Source organism: Streptomyces tardus, assembly GCF_018101125.2.
In the GTDB taxonomy this organism is placed as follows: domain Bacteria; phylum Actinomycetota; class Actinomycetes; order Streptomycetales; family Streptomycetaceae; genus Streptomyces; species Streptomyces tardus.
Map to the genome: position 1 here is coordinate 2,678,928 of NZ_JAELVF020000001.1, position 18,140 is coordinate 2,697,067.

The 18,140-nt window shown below is 71.5% G+C and carries 17 protein-coding genes; 8 read left to right on the forward strand and 9 right to left on the reverse strand.

Annotated features, from left to right (window positions below; all coding sequences use genetic code 11):
* The first annotated feature begins 394 nt into the window (after nt 1-394).
* The 6 genes from JGS22_RS11490 (at nt 395) to JGS22_RS11515 (ending at nt 6,696) form a co-directional block, all read left to right on the forward strand.
* Nucleotides 395-838 carry a helix-turn-helix transcriptional regulator gene (locus tag JGS22_RS11490; protein WP_211043017.1) on the forward strand — a complete coding sequence of 148 codons (444 nt, stop codon included), beginning with the start codon at nt 395-397 and terminating at the stop codon, nt 836-838.
* A 10-nt stretch (nt 839-848) separates the two neighbouring features.
* Nucleotides 849-1,259, forward strand: coding sequence for a VOC family protein (locus tag JGS22_RS11495; protein WP_211043015.1), 411 nt, complete (start codon nt 849-851; stop codon nt 1,257-1,259).
* Between the two features lie 111 nt (nt 1,260-1,370).
* The gene (locus JGS22_RS11500; RefSeq protein WP_211043013.1) at nt 1,371-3,761 is read left to right on the forward strand and encodes an ATP-binding cassette domain-containing protein; all 2,391 of its coding nucleotides are present in this window, start codon (nt 1,371-1,373) and stop codon (nt 3,759-3,761) included.
* Nucleotides 3,762-3,896: 135 nt separating this feature from the next.
* On the forward strand, nt 3,897-4,502 hold the full coding sequence (locus JGS22_RS11505) for a DUF2867 domain-containing protein (protein ID WP_211043010.1): 606 nt from the start codon (nt 3,897-3,899) through the stop codon (nt 4,500-4,502).
* Nucleotides 4,503-4,670: 168 nt separating this feature from the next.
* A complete protein-coding gene (locus JGS22_RS11510; RefSeq protein WP_211043009.1) occupies nt 4,671-5,024 on the forward strand; it encodes a YciI family protein in 354 nt (117 codons plus the stop codon).
* Between the two features lie 298 nt (nt 5,025-5,322).
* Entirely contained in the window at nt 5,323-6,696 is a 1,374-nt protein-coding gene (locus JGS22_RS11515; protein WP_211042529.1) for an RNA polymerase sigma factor, read from the forward strand.
* Nucleotides 6,697-6,970: 274 nt separating this feature from the next.
* On the opposite strand, the gene JGS22_RS11520 is transcribed toward JGS22_RS11515, so the two are convergent.
* Together JGS22_RS11520 and JGS22_RS11525 are read right to left on the reverse strand one after the other, a co-directional pair.
* On the reverse strand, nt 6,971-7,417 hold the full coding sequence (locus tag JGS22_RS11520) for an RNHCP domain-containing protein (protein WP_211042517.1): 447 nt from the start codon (nt 7,415-7,417) through the stop codon (nt 6,971-6,973).
* A gap of 14 nt (nt 7,418-7,431) precedes the next feature.
* Nucleotides 7,432-7,806: an RNHCP domain-containing protein gene (locus tag JGS22_RS11525; RefSeq protein WP_211042518.1), complete on the reverse strand. Its 375-nt coding sequence runs from the start codon at nt 7,804-7,806 to the stop codon at nt 7,432-7,434.
* Between the two features lie 503 nt (nt 7,807-8,309).
* Here JGS22_RS11525 and JGS22_RS11530 point away from each other — a divergent pair.
* Nucleotides 8,310-10,034 carry an MFS transporter gene (locus tag JGS22_RS11530; RefSeq protein ID WP_211042519.1) on the forward strand — a complete coding sequence of 575 codons (1,725 nt, stop codon included), beginning with the start codon at nt 8,310-8,312 and terminating at the stop codon, nt 10,032-10,034.
* A gap of 218 nt (nt 10,035-10,252) precedes the next feature.
* Here the strand turns inward: JGS22_RS11530 and JGS22_RS11535 are convergent, their stop codons facing one another.
* From JGS22_RS11535 to JGS22_RS11555, 5 genes are all read right to left on the reverse strand, one after another.
* On the reverse strand, nt 10,253-10,651 hold the full coding sequence (locus JGS22_RS11535) for an ankyrin repeat domain-containing protein (protein WP_211042520.1): 399 nt from the start codon (nt 10,649-10,651) through the stop codon (nt 10,253-10,255).
* A 111-nt stretch (nt 10,652-10,762) separates the two neighbouring features.
* A complete protein-coding gene (locus tag JGS22_RS11540) occupies nt 10,763-11,488 on the reverse strand; it encodes an HAD family hydrolase (protein WP_211042521.1) in 726 nt (241 codons plus the stop codon).
* Between the two features lie 504 nt (nt 11,489-11,992).
* Complete coding sequence (locus JGS22_RS11545; RefSeq protein WP_211042522.1) at nt 11,993-13,252, reverse strand: GNAT family N-acetyltransferase; 1,260 nt, start codon at nt 13,250-13,252, stop codon at nt 11,993-11,995.
* Nucleotides 13,253-13,394: 142 nt separating this feature from the next.
* On the reverse strand, nt 13,395-14,438 hold the full coding sequence (locus JGS22_RS11550) for an asparaginase (protein WP_211042523.1): 1,044 nt from the start codon (nt 14,436-14,438) through the stop codon (nt 13,395-13,397).
* 51 nt (nt 14,439-14,489) lie between these two features.
* Nucleotides 14,490-15,197, reverse strand: a complete 708-nt coding sequence (locus JGS22_RS11555; protein WP_236073124.1) for an RsiG family protein — start codon at nt 15,195-15,197, stop codon at nt 14,490-14,492.
* A 135-nt stretch (nt 15,198-15,332) separates the two neighbouring features.
* On the opposite strand from JGS22_RS11555, the gene dtd reads away from it, so the two are divergent.
* The gene (gene dtd, locus JGS22_RS11560; RefSeq protein WP_211042524.1) at nt 15,333-15,758 is read left to right on the forward strand and encodes a D-aminoacyl-tRNA deacylase; all 426 of its coding nucleotides are present in this window, start codon (nt 15,333-15,335) and stop codon (nt 15,756-15,758) included.
* 84 nt (nt 15,759-15,842) lie between these two features.
* On the opposite strand, the gene JGS22_RS11565 is transcribed toward dtd, so the two are convergent.
* The gene (locus JGS22_RS11565; protein WP_211042525.1) at nt 15,843-16,781 is read right to left on the reverse strand and encodes a carbohydrate ABC transporter permease; all 939 of its coding nucleotides are present in this window, start codon (nt 16,779-16,781) and stop codon (nt 15,843-15,845) included.
* Nucleotides 16,778-18,118 (reverse strand): ABC transporter permease, encoded by a 1,341-nt coding sequence (locus tag JGS22_RS11570; protein ID WP_211042526.1) that lies wholly within the window; start codon nt 18,116-18,118, stop codon nt 16,778-16,780. Before JGS22_RS11570 ends, JGS22_RS11565 begins: the two co-directional genes overlap by 4 nt.
* Nucleotides 18,119-18,140: the final 22 nt, after the last annotated feature.

Here is an 18,140-nt window from a genome sequence, read left to right on the forward strand (position 1 = left end):
GAGTGGGTGAACGGGCTGAGGCGTCCGGAACGACGTATCGCGGTGATTCCGCTCAGGTCGGCGATTTTGCGGTATGAGGGGGGTCTTGCCGCAAGCCCCCCGGTGCGCTATACGTTGAGAGTGGCAAGGAGGCGGTGAGCCCCTTGCCTTTCGTGTTTCCAGGGCCCGTGCCCCGCGCTCGGGTTCCGGGTCTCGTCGCCCCGGCTCCGGCCGCCCGCGCCCCCGACCCGCGTCCGGCTCTCCCGGTTCCGCGCCCCGTCCCGCCTCTCGTCCCGCCGCGTGCTGCCCTTCCCGAGGCGCCGCCCCGCTCGTCTCCGCCCCGCTCGTCTCCGGCCCGCGTTCCGTCGGACTTCTCCCGGTGGGCGGTGTCGGTGGTGGGTGGCACGATTTCCGGATGACTTCCTCACCCGCCGACGAAGCCCGGCTGCGCGAGCTGGTGCTGCTGCGGCGCGTGCGCGACCGGATGGACCGGGAGTACGCCCGCCCGCTGAATGTCGAGGCGCTGGCCCGGGGTGTGCACATGTCGGCCGGCCACCTCAGCCGCAGGTTCCGCGAGGCGTACGGGGAGTCGCCGTACTCGTATTTGATGACCCGCCGCATCGAGCGGGCGATGGCGCTGCTGCGGCGGGGCGACCGCAGCGTCACCGAGGTGTGCTTCGAGGTCGGGTGCTCCTCGCTCGGGACGTTCAGTACGCGCTTCACCGAGCTGGTCGGGATGTCTCCGAGCAGCTATCGCAGGGAGGCGGGCGGGGAGGCGGCGGGTATTCCGGCGTGCGTCGCCAAGCAGGTCACCAGACCGATCAGGAATCGAGAAGCGCGACCGGAGAGGCGCTCATAGCCTGACAGGCATGGACATCAACATTCATTCCTGCTTCATGCCGCACGACGATCCGGACGCGGCGCTCGGCTTCTACCGCGACGTCCTCGGCTTCGAGGTGCGCAACGACGTCGGCTACGAGGGGATGCGCTGGATCACCGTCGGCCCCGTCGGGCGGCCCGACATCAACGTCGTCCTCGACCCGCCCGGTGCGAACCCGGGCATCACCGAGGAGGAGAAACGGGTCATCACCGAGATGATGGCGAAGGGCGCGTACGCGAGCCTCCTTCTCTCCACCAAGAATCTGGACGACACGTTCGACCGGCTCCAGGCGAAGGACGTCGACATCGTCCAGGAGCCGACCGACCAGCCGTGGGGCGTGCGGGACTGCGCGCTCCGCGACCCGGCCGGGAACATGATCCGCATCCAGGAAGTGAAGTGACCCGACGCGTGCCGGTGTGAGGCCGGCCCTCTACCTACTGCCCGCAGCGGGCCGGGCCCCGGCGTCCCGGCCCGCGAGAGTCACGCCGCCCACCGCACCCCTGGAGAGACGATGAGCAAGGCCCCGAGAGAGGGCGGCAAGCCGTCCGAGCCGCACGAGGCGGACAGCCACGACCTGATCCGTGTGCACGGCGCGCGGGAGAACAACCTCAGGGACATCAGCGTCGAGCTGCCCAAGCGACGGCTGACCGCGTTCACCGGGGTCTCCGGCTCGGGGAAGAGCTCGCTGGTGTTCGCCACCATCGCCGCCGAGTCGCAGCGCATGATCAACGAGACGTACAGCACCTTCGTCCAGGGCTTCATGCCCTCGGTGGCCCGCCCCGAGGTCGATGTGCTGGACGGTCTGACGACGGCGATCATCGTCGACCAGGAGCGGATGGGCGCCAACCCGCGGTCGACGGTGGGCACCGTCACCGACGCCCACGCGATGCTGCGCATCCTCTTCAGCCGGATCGGCAAGCCGCACGTCGGTCCGCCGACCGCGTTCTCGTTCAACACCGCGACGGTACGGGCGGCCGGGGCGATCACCGTGGAACGCGGCGACTCCGCGAAGGCGGTGAAGACGAAGTTCACCCGGGCCGGGGGGATGTGCCAGCACTGCGAGGGACGCGGCACCGTTTCGGACTTCGATCTCACCCAGCTCTACGACGACACCCTGAGCCTGCACGAGGGTGCCATCACCATCCCCGGTTTCAAGGGCGGCGGCTGGTCGATGCGGGTGATCACGGAGTCGGGCCTGGTGGACCCGGACAAGCCGATCCGGAAGTTCACCAAGAAGGAGCTGCACAACTTCCTCCACCTGGAGCCGACCAAGGTCAGGATCAACGGAGTCAACCTCACCTATGAGGGGCTGATTCCGCGTATCCAGAAGTCGTTCCTGGCCAAGGACCGGGAGGCGATGCAGCCGCACATCGGGGCGTTCGTGGACCGGGCGATCACCTTCACCGAATGCCCGGAGTGCGGAGGCACCCGGCTCAACGCCGCCGCGCGTTCGTCGAGGATCCGGAAGCTCAACATCGCCGACGTCTGCGCGATGCAGATCAACGACCTGGCCGAGTGGGTGCGCGGTCTCGACGAGCCCTCGGTCCGGCCGCTGCTCGACTCGATCCTGCACACCCTCGACTCGTTCGTGGCGATCGGGCTCGGCTATCTCTCGCTCGACCGCCCCTCGGGCACTCTCTCCGGCGGTGAGGCGCAGCGGGTCAAGATGATCCGGCACATCGGTTCCAGCCTCACCGATGTCACCTATGTCTTCGACGAGCCCACCATCGGCCTGCACCCGCACGACATCAGGCGGATGAACGATCTGCTGATCCAGCTGCGGAACAAGGGCAACACGGTGCTGGTCGTCGAGCACAAGCCCGAGACGATCGCGATCGCCGACCACGTGGTCGACCTCGGGCCGGGCGCCGGTTCGGAGGGCGGCACCGTCTGTTACGAGGGCACGGTCGAGGGCCTGCGCACCGCCGGGACCGTGACCGGGCGCCATCTGGGCGACCGCGCCTCGCTCAAGGACGAAGTCCGCGAGCGGACCGGTGAGTTGGCGATCCGCGGGGCGTCGCGGCACAACCTGCGCAACATGGACGTCGACATCCCGCTGGGTGTGCTGACGGTGGTCACGGGCGTGGCCGGCTCGGGCAAGAGCTCACTGGTGCACGGGTCGCTGCCGGCGGGTGAGGAGGTGGTGGTGGTCGACCAGGGCGCCATCCGCGGCTCGCGGCGCAGCAACCCGGCGACGTACACCGGGCTGCTGGAGCCGATCCGCAAGGCGTTCGCCAAGGTCAACGGCGTGAAGCCGGCGCTGTTCAGCCCCAACTCCGAGGGAGCCTGCCCGGCCTGCAACGGCGCCGGCGTGATCTACACGGACCTGGCGATCATGGCGAGCATGGCCTCGCCCTGCGAGGAGTGCGGCGGCAAGCGCTTCGACTCCTCGGTGCTGGAGTACCGGCTCGGCGGCCGGGACATCAGCGAGGTGCTGGGGATGTCGGTGGCCGCGGCGGTGGAGTTCTTCGGTGCCGGCGAGGCGCGTACGCCTGCCGCCCACCGCGTTCTGCTGCGGCTCGCGGAGGTGGGACTCGGCTACCTCACCCTGGGCCAGCCCCTCACGACCCTCTCGGGCGGCGAACGCCAGCGGCTCAAGCTGGCGACCCACATGGGCGAGAAGGGCGGCGTCTACGTGCTCGACGAGCCGACCACCGGTCTGCATCTGGCGGACGTCGAGCAACTGCTGGGCCTGCTCGACCGGTTGGTCGACTCGGGCAAGTCGGTGATCGTCATCGAGCACCACCAGGCGGTGATGGCGCACGCGGACTGGATCGTCGACCTCGGCCCCGGCGCCGGTCACGACGGCGGCCGGGTGGTCTTCGAGGGCACTCCGGCGCAGCTGGTCGCGGACCGCTCCACCCTCACCGGCGAACATCTGGCGGAGTACGTGAACGGCTGAACCGCGCTCGTTCCGCGCAGCTGTCGAGGCGGTCGGATCGCTCCTCGGGCGATCCGACCGCCTCTTGTGTATACGGAGGCGTATGGATTGCTCTACGCTGACTGTACGCCACCGTATAAATGAGAGGGGTCAGCCGTGCGGCTCCCGAGAAGTGAGTTCACCTCCAGGCCCTGGCGGGCCCGCGCGCTGGTCCAGGACTTCCGGGTGGAGGACGTCTGGCGTCTGCCGACACCCGGCGGCCCGGACGAACTCGACCGACTGGTGCGCCAGTTCGCGAACGGCAGCGAAGGGCATCTGACCTCGCGGACCTCTCGGCTGCTCTTCGCGGTGCGGTGGCGGCTGGGGCGGATCCTCGGCTGGGACCGGCCGGGCAGCGGAGTCGGCGGCCGGGTGCAGAGCCTGCGCGAACGCTTGCCGCAGGACCTGCGGGACGGCGAGCGGGGTCCCGACCTGCGTACGCTCCCGATGGCCTCGGTCTTCCAGACGCACGAGGAGTGGGTCGCGGAAATGGCGAACGCGACCGTCCACGGCGTCATGCACATCGGCTGGGTGCCGGACGGCAACGGCGGCCACCACGGTGTGATGACGGTGCTGGTCAAGCCGAACGGACGGCTCGGCTCGCTGTACATGGCGCTCATCAAGCCGTTCCGCCACCTCGGGGTCTACCGGGCACTGGTGCGGGAGATCGGCCGCGAGTGGGAGGCGGGGCGTGCGGGAGAGGCGGGCACCGGGCGGCGGTAGGGCGCCGACGCGGAGCCGATGGCGGTCGAGCCCGTGGTCGGCGGCCTGCCGGGAGAAATTCGAGGAATCCCGAGAAACTTTCGGCAGGACTGTCGAATTCGCCGTCGCCCGTTCGACGCACGGGTGAGAGGCGGGGACAGCCCACGCCGACGAGACCGAGGAGCCACCGTGCCGCGCTACATGACGATCATCCACATGGACGAGAACAGCCCCGCCGCAGAGCCGTGCCCGGACTTCGAGGGCCGGATGGGCGCCCTGCTGGAGGAGATCACCAGGGCCGGGGTCATGTTGGACACCGCCGGTCTGATGCCCACCTCCGAGGGCACGAGGCTGACCTGGTCCAAGGGCCGGGTCACCCCCACCGACGGTCCCTTCACCGAGACCAAGGAGGTGGTGGGCGGCTACTCGATCATCCAGGCCAAGGACAAGGCCGAGGCGCTGGAGTGGGCCCGGCGCTTCCTGGAGGTCCACCCCGCCGACTGGTCGCTGACCGCGGAGGTCCGGGAGATCGCCGAGGGCTGAGGCGAATGGCGCCCGAGCGCACGGGCGTTCGCGGGGACAGGTCGGGGCGGGGCCTGCCCGTCGCGTCGCCCCGGGCGGGACGGGCTCCAGCGGAACGGGCACGGGCGGGTTTTCTGAGCTCACGGCAACTCATCACAGCACTCCGTCCCGCGACCGGCAAGCACGGCCGGCCGGCCGTGCTTGCCGGTCGCGGGACGGAGTGCTGTGATGAGTTGCCGTGAGCTCAGAAAACCCGCCCGTGCCCGTTCCGCTGGAGCCCGTCCCGCCCGGGGCCGTTCCGTCGGTCGGGTCGGTCGGTGTGCGGCGTGCGGTTGAGGCGGTCTACCGGATCGAGTCGCCGCGGATCATCGCGGGCATCGCCCGGATTGTGCGCGATGTCGGTATCGCCGAGGAACTGGCCCAGGACGCGCTGGTCGCCGCTCTGGAGCGCTGGCCCGAGTCGGGCGTACCGGACAGGCCGGGCGCCTGGCTGATGGCCACGGCCCGGCACCGGGCGGTCGACCTGCTGCGACGTCGGGAGACGTACGCGCGCAAGCTCGCCGAGGTCGGCCGGGCGTTGGAGGAGGTTCCGTCGCCGGAGGACCGTCTGCCCGATGCGGCGGACGACATCGACGACGATCTGCTCCGTCTGATCTTCACCGCCTGCCATCCCGTGCTCAGGACCGAGGGCCGGATCGCCCTCACGCTCAGGCTGCTCGGCGGGCTGACCACCGAGGAGATCGCACGCGCCTTCCTGACCTCCGCGCCCACCGTCGCCCAGCGCGTGACCCGGGCCAAGCGGACGCTGGCCGCGGCCGGAGTGCCGTTCGAAGTGCCGCACGATGCGGACCGGGTGGAGCGACTGGCCTCGGTGCTGGAGGTCGTCTATCTGGTCTTCAACGAGGGGTACAGCGCGACCGCGGGCGACGATCTGCTGCGCCCGGGGCTGTGCGAGGACGCGCTGCGGCTGGTGCGAGTGCTCGCCGAGTTGATGCCCGAGGAACCCGAAGTGCACGGCCTCGCCGCGCTGTTGGAGTTCCAGGCGGCTCGGATGCCGGGCCGGGTCGGTCCGGACGGTGAGGTGGTGCTCCTTGCCGACCAGGACCGCACCCGCTGGAACCGGCTGCTGATCGGCAGGGGCGTGGCCGCGCTGGAGCGCGCAGGCCGCGGGCCCTACGCGCTCCAGGCCGCGATCGCCGCCTGCCACGCGTACGCGGTGCGCTACGAGGACACCGACTGGCGTGCGATCGCCGCGCTCTACCGTGAACTCGCGGCGCTGACCGGCTCGCCGGTGGTGGAGCTCAACCGCGCGGTGGCCGTCTCCATGGCGGACGGTCCCGCAGCGGGCCTGCGCCTCCTCGAGAAGTTGGCGGACGAACCGGCCCTGCGCGGCTACCACCTGCTCCCGAGCGTGCGCGGCGATCTGCTGGAGCGGCTGGGCCGATTCGCCGCGTCGCGGGCGGAGTTCGCGCGGGCCGCGGAGCTGGCCGGCAACGAGCGGGAGCGCGACCTGCTCCGTTCCCGCGCCGACCACTGCGCCGCCCTCGCAGCCGACGAGGCGGGCGGCGCCGCGGGCGGGAGCCCGGATCGAGGCGCGGTCGACGGGGCGGAGGCCGGCGAGGTGAAGGCCGACGTGGACGGAGGCGGCGGCGACGGGGTGTCCGGGAGTGACGAGGGCGAGGGGCCCGGCTGAGCGCGTCGTACGCCTCGCCGACGGGTGCGTACGCACGTGCGCCCCTCTCGAGGTGGCTTGCCGGCGGGCGGCCGTTCGTGCCGGCCGGGTGGCAGAGGCGTGTACGGGCCGCGGAGTTCGGGCCGCGCGGGCGAAGTTCAGGCCGCACGGGCGGAGTTCGGACCGGCACTGTTCGGACCGGGTGTTCGAGCGCGGCGGGCGCGGCGCGGCGGCGGGTGTGGCGCGGGGGTGCGGTCGGTCGGCGTGGTGGCCGGCCGGCCGCGCCCCCGCGGGGTCAGAGCGCGAGGAGAGCCCGGTCGCGCAGCCGGGGGTCGGCGAGGGGACGCAGCGCGAGCCGTATCAGGGCGAGCGCGTTGTCGTCGCCGGCGATCCGGTTGGGCTTGAGCGTCCCGCAGACCTCGCAGCTGTGGATGAGCTGCCACTCGCCGTTCTCGTGCACCGAGAGGCCGAGTGCGGTCATCCGGCCCCGGCAACGGCTCTCCCGGTCGCCCGGAGTGCTCCGGTCGACATGGCGGCCGGCCAGGCAGTGCGGGCAGTGGTTGCGGTGCGCGGTGCCCGGGGCGGTCAGCGGTACGTCGAGGCGGCAGCCCACGCAGCGGAACGCGTCGCCGCGCTCGCCGCCGGGCCGGTGCCGTACGTCCTTGGGTCGCTGGCGGCGTCCGCCTCCGCGCCCGCGTCCTGCGGCGTCCCGGGTGCGACGGTCGTGGGTGCGTCGTGGCATGTCGTCCCCGCCCGTCAGATGTCGCCGAAGGCTTCGAGGGGGAAGGGTGGTTGGGCCAGTGGACGCACCGCCATCCGCATCAGGACGAGCTGGTTGTCGTCGCCGCTGACCGGGCCGGCGGCCAGCTCCCGGCAGCGGGTGCAGCGGTGGACGACGGTCCAGTCGCCGGTGCGAAGAACCGCGATGGCGATGGGGTTCATCCTGGCCCGGCAGTCCGACGGCCCGCCGGCCACCCGGTCGGTGACATGGCGGGAGTGCAGACAGCTCGGGCAGTGGTGCCGACGGCCGCCGTCCGGCGCGTGGGTCGTCACGGTGAGCCCGCAGCGGACACAGTCGAAGGTGTCGGTGCGCAGGACGGAACTCGGTTGGCTGTTGGGGTTGTTGGACACCCGGTACTCCTTGCTGAGGCATGTGTGGGACAGCAGGAGCAGGCCGAGCGGGCCCCTCGGATTCCCGATCCGCGGGTCGAAAGTCGCCTTGCCGTCGCAGGTGCGTTCACCTGCGGAAACAGCTCAGCCGGCGGCGTTGTCAGTGCCGGGGGTTACGGTGACTTCCGATGGCTGGAGAGGCGCGCTCGGCGCGGTGCGGGTCATAGAACATCTGCTTTCCGGGGCTCGTGCGGCCCGTGGGGAGGGGCCCGTCGGGTGGGCGCGTCATCAGGCGTACAGGTCACGCAAGTTAGCAATTCGCGCGGCTGTGGTGCCAAGGGTTTTTCTGCGTTCTCGCGCTGCTGCCGGGGACGTCGGGTCGAGCGCGTCCCCGCGCGGACGGCCCGGTGTGCGGACGTCTCGGCGGAGGCGTTCGGCGGGGGCGTTCGACGGGTGCACACCGGCCCGGAGGCCGCAGGAAATCGTTTGACTTCAAGCTGTGTTGAACTTCTAGCGTGAGAGCCATGACTGACACCAAGATCACCAAAGGGCCCGGTTCCGGGCCCGAATCTTCGCCGGTGCACCGTGCCGGCAAGCGGGAGTGGATCGGCCTCTTCGTCCTGGCCCTGCCCACTCTGCTGATCTCCCTCGACATGACGGTGCTGCACCTCGCGGTGCCGCAGCTCAGCGCCGATCTGAGCCCCAGCAGCACCCAGTTGCTCTGGATCGTCGACATCTACGGCTTCCTGATCGCCGGTTCACTGATCACGATGGGCACGCTCGGCGACCGGATAGGCCGGCGCAGGCTGCTGATGCTGGGTGCCGCGGGTTTCGGTGCGGCGTCGGTGCTGGCCGCTTTCGCGGGAAGCGCGGGGGAGTTGATCGCCGCGCGAGCGCTGTTGGGCCTGGCGGGCGCGACCCTGATGCCGTCCACCATGTCGCTGATCCGCAACATGTTCCACGAGCCCCGGCAGCGCACGGTCGCCATCAGCGTGTGGATGTCCAGCTTCATGCTCGGCGCGGGCGCCGGGCCGCTGGTCGGCGGCGCGATGCTGGAGCACTTCTGGTGGGGCTCGGTCTTCCTCCTCGGTGTCCCGGTCATGGTGCTGCTGCTGGTCGCCGGGCCGATTCTGCTGCCCGAGTTCAAGGACCCGGGGCGCGGTCGGATCGACCTGCTGAGCGCCGTGCTCTCCCTGGCGACCGTGCTCTCGTTCGTCTACGGCATCAAGAAGACCGCCGAGAACGGCCCGAGCGCGCCCACCCTCGCCGCGATGGCACTGGGGATCGGCATCGGGGTGTTCTTCGTGCGACGGCAGCGGCACCAGGCGGAGCCGTTCGTCGATTTCGGGCTCTTCCGCAACCGCGGTTTCGCGGTCTCGATCGGTGCCGTCGGTCTGGCGGTGTTCGCCAGCGGCGGGCTGATGTTCTTCATCGGCCAGTACCTGCAGATGGTTCTCGACCTCTCGCCGTTCAAGGCCGGTCTCTACGGCCTGCCCGGCGTGCTGGCCGGCATGGTGACGATCATGCTGGCGCCGATGCTGCTGCAGTGGTTCCGCGCCGCGTACGTGATGGCGGCCGGTCTGCTGGTCTCGGTGGTGGGCATCGTGATGCTTGCCCGGATCACGGTGGACTCCGAGTCCTGGGTGGTGATCACCGCGCTGGTCGTGATGCATCTGGGCTTCGGACCGACGATGGCGCTCGGCACCGACCTGATCATCGCGGGGGCCCCGCCCGAGCGGGCGGGCACTGCCTCAGCCCTCTCCGAGACCTCCACCGAGATGGGGATGGCGCTCGGTATCGCAGTGATCGGCAGTGCGGGCACCGCCGTCTACCGCCGGGAGATGGAGGAGACGACGCCGCAGGACCTGCCCCACGAGATGGCCCGTGTCGCCGGGGACACCATCGGTGGCGCCAACGCGATGGCGGCGCAGCTGCCCGAGCGGCTGGGCTCGCCGCTGATGGAGGCCGCGGGCCGGGCGTTCGTCAGCGGTATGGCACTCACTGCGCTGGTCAGCGCCGTGATGATCACCGGTATCGCCGTCATGGTCGCGCTGCTCCTGCGCAACCACAAGCCCGCCGAGGGCGGTCACGGCGCGGAGCCGGCGGCCTCCGGCGGACCGGCCGTCGACGGTGACGCCGCGGACGGCGCAGCCGTGGCTGTCGGCGCCGCCGAGCAGCGGGACGGCGTCGCTCTCGTCAAGGAAGTCCGCCCGCCGTCGTCCCGCGAGTTCGACGAAGCGCCCCTGTGACGTGCTTCCGGCGGGCCGAGCCCGCCGGAAGCACGTCAGCCGGCCTGCAGGTGTCGGGCCCGTACGTGTCGGGTCTGCACGTCTGTCGGGCCGGCGGACCCGTCGGCCTCCAGGCCTGTTGGGACCGCGGTCCGTCGGGAGGCAGAGGACGAGAGCGTGCGGGCGGGGGCGGATCGCGGTCGGCTGACGTGCGGGTGGGAGAGGCGGCTGCCGGGGGCTCAGGCGGCGCCGAAGAGCACCAGCAGCTCCTGCTTGCCGAACATCCGCGCGGTCTCGATCGCGCTCGGCGCCCCGGCGGCCGGATCGGCGCCGCCGTCCAGCAGCGCCCGTACGACTTCGTCCTCGCCCTTGAACACCGCGCCGGCCAGCGGCGTCTGGCCCCGGTCGTTCGCCTTGTCCGGCTCGGCTCCGCGTTCCAGCAGGGCTCGCACCGAGGAGGCGTGGCCGTGGTAGGCGGCGAGCATGACCAGTGAGTCGCCCGAGTCGTTCGTCAGGTTCGGCGGGACCCCGGCGTCGACGTAGGCGGCGATGGTGTCCCGGTCTCCGTGCCGGGCGAGATCGAAGATCTTCGCGGCCAGTTGGAGCACCTCGGGGTCGTGTGCGGGCTCGTCGATCATGTCCTGCTCCTCTGTCGCCGGGTGAGCGGGTGGTGTGACTTCTCGTCGCGCCGGCCACAGCCTACGTAGGTGCCGTCCGCCCGAGCGGCGCCCCGGGGCACGCGGCGCGCGTCAGCCGAAGTGCGGTGCGCGTGCGGCGTCGACCAGCTCCAGCAGCGAGCCGACCACGTGCTCGGCGCCCGCCGCCCGCAGCGCGGCCGTGCCTTCCTCGCTCGGCGCGTAGCCGACGAAGCGGACGCCGGCGGCGTCCGCCGTCTCCTTCTCCCGCGCGCAGGTGCCGATCAGGAGGGCCCGGTCGGCCGCCGTACCGGTGGAGGCCAGCGCGCGGTGCACCGCTTCCGGTTCGGGCTTCAGAGCTCGGGGGCTTCCGCCACGGCCGTGGATGCGTCCGGCGAACAGATGGGCCAGCCCCCGGCTGTCCAGATAGCGCGCCACCGCTTCCCCGGAGGTGTCGGTGACGATCGCCGGGCGGCGCCGTGTGGCGTGCAGGGTCTGGAGCAGCCGGTCGGCGTACGGGGTCGGCCAGGCGCTCTCGGCCGCCCGCACCTCCTCGGCGGTGAGGGCGGCCAGCAGTTCCGCGAGGTCGGCCGGCACCGCGCCGTCGTCCGGGTCGTTCGGACTGCCGTGGCCCCGGCCCCCGTCGGCGCGGCCGATTCCGGCCCGCAGCACGGCGTACGGGTCGTCGGGCTCGGTGAGGGGGTGTGCGGCGGTGCGCAGCGCGGGCAGAGCGCGGAGGCGGGCGGCCACATCGGCCGCGCGGTGCCGGACGAACAGCCGGCACACCGGGCCGTCGAAGTCGAAGAGCACGCAGTCCGTCGAGTCCAGAAGCTCACGCATGGCTGCCGTCCAGGGAAGCGGGGGACAGGGCCGGTCCCGAGGGAAACCGGCCCACTGACCCGACCCACTATCGCCGCCGGGCGGCGGCTCGTACAGGACGCGGCACAGCCCGCCCGCCCGGGCCTGCGGGCCGGTGCCGCCCCCTGTCCGGCACTTGTCGGGCGGCTCGTGGCTCGCGGCTCGCGGCGCCGGTCTCCGCGTCGGACCAGCCGTGCCGCCGCGGCGGGCGGAGGCGGGGCACGGCGCCGGAGGCCGCGCCTGGCCAAGGGGCGCGCCCCGGTCGGGGGTGTGCCTGGTCGATGTGTGCCTGGTCGGGTGTGCGCCCGGTCGGGGTGTGCCCGACCAGGGTTCGTGCCCGGTCGGGAGGGAGGGCCTCCGGACGAGGGCAGTGCCGCGGCAGCGAGGTGCCCGGTAGGGGAGGGGCAGTGCTCGTCGGCGGGGAGAGCGTCCGGCCGGGAGGTGTGCCCTCCCGGCAGGGGCGCGTCTGTCGGGAGGGCGTGCGGATCAGAAGCTGTCCGGGCACCACGGGCGGCGTGGGGTGTGCAGCAGGGTGTCCGCCAACTGCACGGCGCCGGACCGGTGTTCGTCGATCCGGCCCAGCCAGTGGACGCGGCTCGCGCTCTCGTCGCCCAGATACAGCGCGCCCAACTGCTCGACGGGGAGCGTGAGTTCGGCGGACTGGGTGGTGGGCGTGCAGGTGCTGCCCTCGGGCGATGCGTCCAGCCGCCAGCGGCCGGCCGCGTACCCCGCCCGGTCCTGCACCTCCAGTACGAGGCTGCCGGCCGTGGGGTACGTGCGCCGGGTCAGCAGCGCCGGTGTGTCGAGCGGGCGCAGCCACAGGAAGTCGGCGCACTCGGTGGTGTGTGCGGCGCGTCCGTCGGGCAGCAGCAGTTGGAGCACGTCGTCGGGTGCGCGTTGGGTCGCCCGCAGCGAGGTGCTCCAGTCGATGCGGAACAGGTGTTCCCACAGGGCCCGTTCGGCCTCCGGCGTGGCGGCCTGGAGCCGGGGGACCTCGACGGTGCCGCACGGTGTGGCGTTCTCCCAGCGGCTCTCCACCCGGTAGAGGGCGAGCCCCTGGACCTGCTCCGCACTGTCCAGGTACAGCGCGTTGAACCGCTCCTGGAAGCCGTCGTCCGGGTAGCGCAGCCCGCCGGTCGCCAACTGCCAGTAGTGCGCGGTGCGATCGACGTGGCCGGCGTGGTGGGGCAGGGCCCGGACGCGTTCGTGCAGCTTCGGGCCGGCCTCGCGCATCTCCTCCGGACTCACCAGCACGATCCGGCCGCCGCCGGTGTCGGCGGGCCGGTTGCGGTCCAGTCCGGCGCGGGCAAGGTCCACCTCGAAGTCGGCGGACCAGGCCGCCGGCCCGTAGCCGAACCGGCCGTAGATCGGCTGCTCCGCGGCGATCAGCGTGGAGCACAGCTCGCCGCGCTCCTTGGCGGCGTCCAGCGCGCGCTTCATCATCCCGCCGAGCAGCCCGCGCCGGCGGTGGGTGGGCTGCACCGTGACGCTCGTCGCCGCGCAGGAGGGCACCCGCGCTCCGCCGGGCACGGTCAGCTCCTGGGCGAAGGTGCGGAACGTCGCGACGCAGCGGTCGCCGTCGTACGCGCCCTGGACTCCGTCGAGGTCGACCGGGCCGCCGCGGGCCTCCCGCTCCTCCTGCCCCATTGCGCGCGGCAGGAGGAAGCCGGCGGCCACCGCGTTGAACCAGTCGGGCAGTTGGGCCGGGTCGGACAGAGTGCGCAGGGTGATCTCGTCGCGTGGCATCTTCGTCACCCTAGAAGCGCGGATCGTGCGCCGCACATGATTAGTCGCGCCGCGTCGCGGGTGCCGTACGCGGTGCCTCGCGGCCAACCGTGCGGCGGCTGCGCGGGCGGCCTCAGGGGCGGCTCCGCGAACGCCCGTGCGGTCAGCCCGCGGCGACCGTGCGCGGCGGCTGTCGGACCGCGCGGAGTTCGCCCACCGGCCTGCCGCCGCCCAGCAGCGGGACGGTCTCCGGCAGCCCGGAGTCGACCGCGAGACGGCTGCGCAGCGCGGTGGCCAGCACCGGCGGCAGCGCCCGTACGCCGCCGTCCTCGATCTTGAACGCCAGTGCCCTGCCGTCCGCGAGAGCCACGGCCTGCACGGCTTCGGCGCCCATCTTGGCCAGCGCGCCCGGCACCGCGTGCATCAGCGCGGTGTCGTGCCGACGGGTGCCGGCCACGTACTCGGGGTGGGCGCGCATCGCGTCGGCGACGCGGCGTTCGGCGCTGTCGGCGGGGGAGGTGACGAGGGTGCGGAACGCGCGAGCGAGGCCGGTCAGGGAGATCGCCATCAGCGGTGCGCCGCAGCCGTCCACACCGATGTGCGCGACGGGTTCGCCGGCGGCCTGCGCGACCGTCTCGACGGTCGACTGCTGGAGAGGGTGGGCGAGTTCGAGGTAGCTGTCCAGCGGCCAGCCTTTGTGGAGGCAGGCGGCGAGCATCGCGGTGTGCTTGCCGGAGCAGTTCATGGCGACCCGGCTCGCCGAATGGCCCGCCGCGAGACGGCGGTCGGCTTCCTCCCGGTCGAGCGGCAGATCCTCCGGACACTGCAACTGCTCGGCGCGCAGGCCGTGTTCGGCCAGCATCCGCTCGACCAGCTCCAGATGGAACGGTTCGCCGGAGTGGCTGGCTGCGGCGAGGGCGAGTCGTTCGCCCTCCAGGTCGAGCCCGGCGCGCAGTACGGCCGCGGCCTGAAGCGGCTTGTTGCAGGAGCGCGGGAAGATCGGCGAGTCGACATCGCCCAGCGCGTACTCCACGCTGCCGTCGGCGGCGGTGACGACCATCGAGCCGCGGTGGTACCCCTCGACGAAACCCGAGCGAACGATCTCGGCCAGGACGGGCGGCGCGGACGGCGCATCCGCGGAGGGCGCACCTGTGGGGCGCACATCTGTGGAGGACGCACTCGGCGCCGTGGGTATCGGCGAGGACATCGGCGGTCTTACCTCTGTGTCGGGGACGCCCGCCGGTACCGAGGGATCGCCTCAGGGCAGCAGGTCGTCGACTTGCGCTTCTCCCTCACGGTACCTGCGGGCGATCTCCGCGCCGCAGTCGTCCGCTGTACGTTGCAGCGACTGCCGCTGCCCGGAGATCCGCCGCTCGTTGCGGACCAGGCGGCTCATCGCCCCCCGCAGCTCGTCGTCGGTACGGGCCGTGAGGTCCGAGAGCTGCACCTCGGCCAGCATCGAGCTGGCGAGCTCCCGGTACTGGGCGCGCAGCGGGGTGGTGACCGTCACATGCCGTGCGGAGGCACGGTGCGCGGTCGGCGCGTCGGCGAGGATCTCGGGCAACCGGTCGACGATCAGCCGGTTGACGAGCCCCGACTCCGTCGCCGCACCCGCCGCACCCGCCGCACCCGCCGCACCCGCGACGCCGCCGCTCGTACGTGCCCGGGGCGGTGCACCGGAGGCGGGCCGGGGCGGGGGCGAGTCCGTACCCGCCCGTCGGTTCAGCTCCGCCCGCAGGATGTCGATGCGCCCCTGCAACAGCCGCCGCAGATAGCTGAGATCGGCCTCCTCCTGCTGGGCGGAGCGGCGCAGGTCGCGCAGCGCGGGCAGCCGCAGCCCGTCGAGCGAGGGCAGCGCGGTGCGGGTCAGCACAGTGCTGGTGGTGGCGCCGGTGGCCGCGGCGGGAGCCCCGGATGCCCTGGCGGCGACGGCGTCGTCCGCCGGCTGGATGGAGGCGGTGCTCATCTGGTCCCCTTGTCCCCGTCGCGAGTTGCGCAGGAACGCGCACACTCCGTTATCCGCTCGTGATGCCCTGGCATAGTGCCACTCCGTTCCGGCCGCGCGCAGCGGCTTGGCACCCATCCGGCGCATCATGGGTGCATGAGAGCAGTAGTTCAGAGGGTGAACGGCGCGAGGGTGACCGTTGACGGCGAGACGGCCGGGGAGATCGTCGGCGAGGGGCTGTGCGTGCTCGTCGGCGTCACCCACGACGACACTCCGGCCAAGGCGGCCCAACTGGCCAGGAAGCTCTGGAGCGTACGCATTCTGGAGGGCGAGAAGTCGTGTTCGGACATCGGCGCGCCGCTGCTGGTGATCAGTCAGTTCACGCTGTACGGCGACGCCCGCAAGGGCCGCAGGCCCACCTGGAACGCCGCCGCTCCCGGTCCGGTCGCCGAACCGCTGGTGAATGAAGTCTGCGCCCGACTCAGAGAGTTGGGCGCAGACGTCGCCGAGGGGAGGTTCGGCGAGAATATGAAGGTTTCACTGCTGAACGACGGGCCGTTCACCGTGTTGCTGGAGGTCTAGCGCCTGTCGTTCGGGTCGGCCGGCTCCGGCACGATCCGAACGACCGACCTCGGCGCCGCCGTTGCGGATACCTTGCGGACCGGTCTACTTCACCGATCCGGCCATCACCCCCTGCACGAAGTGCTTCTGGAAGGCGAAGAACACGATCAGCGGCACGATCAGCGACAGGAACGCGCCCGGTGCGAGCACCGAGATGTTGCTGCCGAACTGCCGCATCTCCTGCTGGAGCGCCACCGTGAGCGGCTGTGCGGAGCTGTCCGCGAACAGCAGCGCGACGAGCATGTCGTTCCACACCCAGAGGAACTGGAAGATGCCCAGGCTCGCGATCGCCGGACGGGCGAGCGGCAGGACGAGTTGCACGAAGATCCGCCACTCGCTGCCGCCGTCCATCCGCGCGGCCTCCAGCATCTCGCGCGGAATCTGCGCGAAGTAGTTCCGCAGCAGGAAGACCGCGAACGGCAGCCCGTACGCGACGTGGAAGAGCACCACGCCGGGGATGGTGCCGAAGAGGCCGATCTCGCCGAAGAGCTTGGCCACCGGCAGCAGACCGATCTGGATCGGCACCACCAGCAGGCCCACCACGATCAGGAAGATCGCGTCCCGGCCGGGGAACTCCAGCCAGGCGAAGGCGTATCCGGCCAGTGCCGAGATCACCACGACCAGCACGGTGGTCGGCACCGAGATCATCACCGTGTTCCAGAAGGCGGTGGTGATGCCGCTGTTCTCCAGCAGGGTGCTGTAGTTCTCGAACGACAGCTGGTCGGGCCGGACCAGCGAAGTCCACCAGCCGCTCGCCGAGTTGTCCTTGTCGTCGCGCATCGACGAGAAGAACAGACCGGCCAGCGGGGTGATCCAGATCAGACCGACCAGCAGCAGGGAGACCTGTACGAGTCCGTTGCCGAGCCGCTTCGTCAGCCAGTCGACCGGGCCCTTGCGGGCCTTCTCGGAAGTGCTGCGCGCGGGGGTGGAGACCGGTGCGGGCCCGTCCTCGGCCGGACGCGTCGTCGTACCGGGGGCGCTCATGATTCGCTCCTGCGGAAGCGTCGAATGTTGAAGATCATCGCGGGCACCACCAGCGCCAGCAGCAGCACGGCGAGCGCACTGCCCAGGCCCTGGTCGTTGCCGCCGCCGAAGGACACCAGCCACATCTGGGTGGCCAGTACGTTGGCGTCCTCCTGCACCGGTCCGGGCGCGATGATGTAGACGAGGTCGAAGACCTTCATCACATTGATCACCAGCGTCACGAACACCACGGTCAGCACCGGTGCGAGCAGCGGAACGGTGATCTTGCGGAAGATCTGGAACTCGTTGGCGCCGTCCATCCGCGCCGCCTCCAGCGTCTCCCTGGGGAGCGCGGCGAGGCCCGCGGCGATCAGGACCATGGCGAAGCCGGTCCAGATCCACAGGTAGGCGCCGATGATCGCCGGAGTGATAAGCGCGGGGCCGAGCCAGGAGACGCCCTGGTAGGGCGCCGCGAAGTTCGACGCCGGGACCTCGACGGTGTACGAGCCGGGGTCGAGCCCGCTGAAGCTGTACGCGCCGTCGTCGCCGGTAGTGGTGGAGGCGACGGTCTCCCCGTCGCGGACGGCCGAGACCTTCATCCCGGGCATCCCGTTCTCCTTGGCGTCGACCTCCCCGGCCGTGCCTCCGCCGCCGGGAGTGAAGTCGAGCCAGACCACGCCGCGCAGCTCGTCCTGGCCGGCGGTGGACTTGGCGGCGTCCGCGGCGGGCTTCGCCTCGCCCGGCATCTCGCCGGGCGGAACGCCGACGAAGCCGAGGTTCACGGTGTCGCCGGGGCCGGCCGCGTCCTTGCCGCGGTAGCCCTCGCCGTCCTTGACGAGCGTCTCACCGTCGCGCGAACGGGCGTTGGGGTACGGCGAACTCTCGCTGAAGCTGTCGTGGACGCCGACCACCGCGGCGTTGATCACGCCGCGCTCGGGGTCCTGCTCGTAGGCCAGCCGGAAGATGATGCCGGCGGCCAGGAAGGACACCGCCATCGGCAGGAAGAGCACCAGCTTGAACGCGGTCGCCCACCTGATCTTCTCGGTCAGCACGGCGAGCACGAGACCGAGTCCGGTCAGCAGCACCGGTGCGACGACGACCCAGATGGTGCTGTTCCGGATGGCCTTCAGCGTGGCAGGGTCGCGGAACATCTCGGTGTAGTTGTCGGCACCGACGAAGGTGTCACCGCTCGCGTCGAAGAAACTCCGACCGACCGAGAAGATCACCGGGTAGAGCACGAGCGCGCCCAGCAACAGCAGTGCGGGGAGCACGAATACGGCGGCGACGAGACGCTTTCGCCGCTGGGCGCGGAGCCGGGGGGTGACGGCTCCGCGCGCGGGGGCTTCGACTGACGACATGCCCTTGAATCTCCTTGGGGTC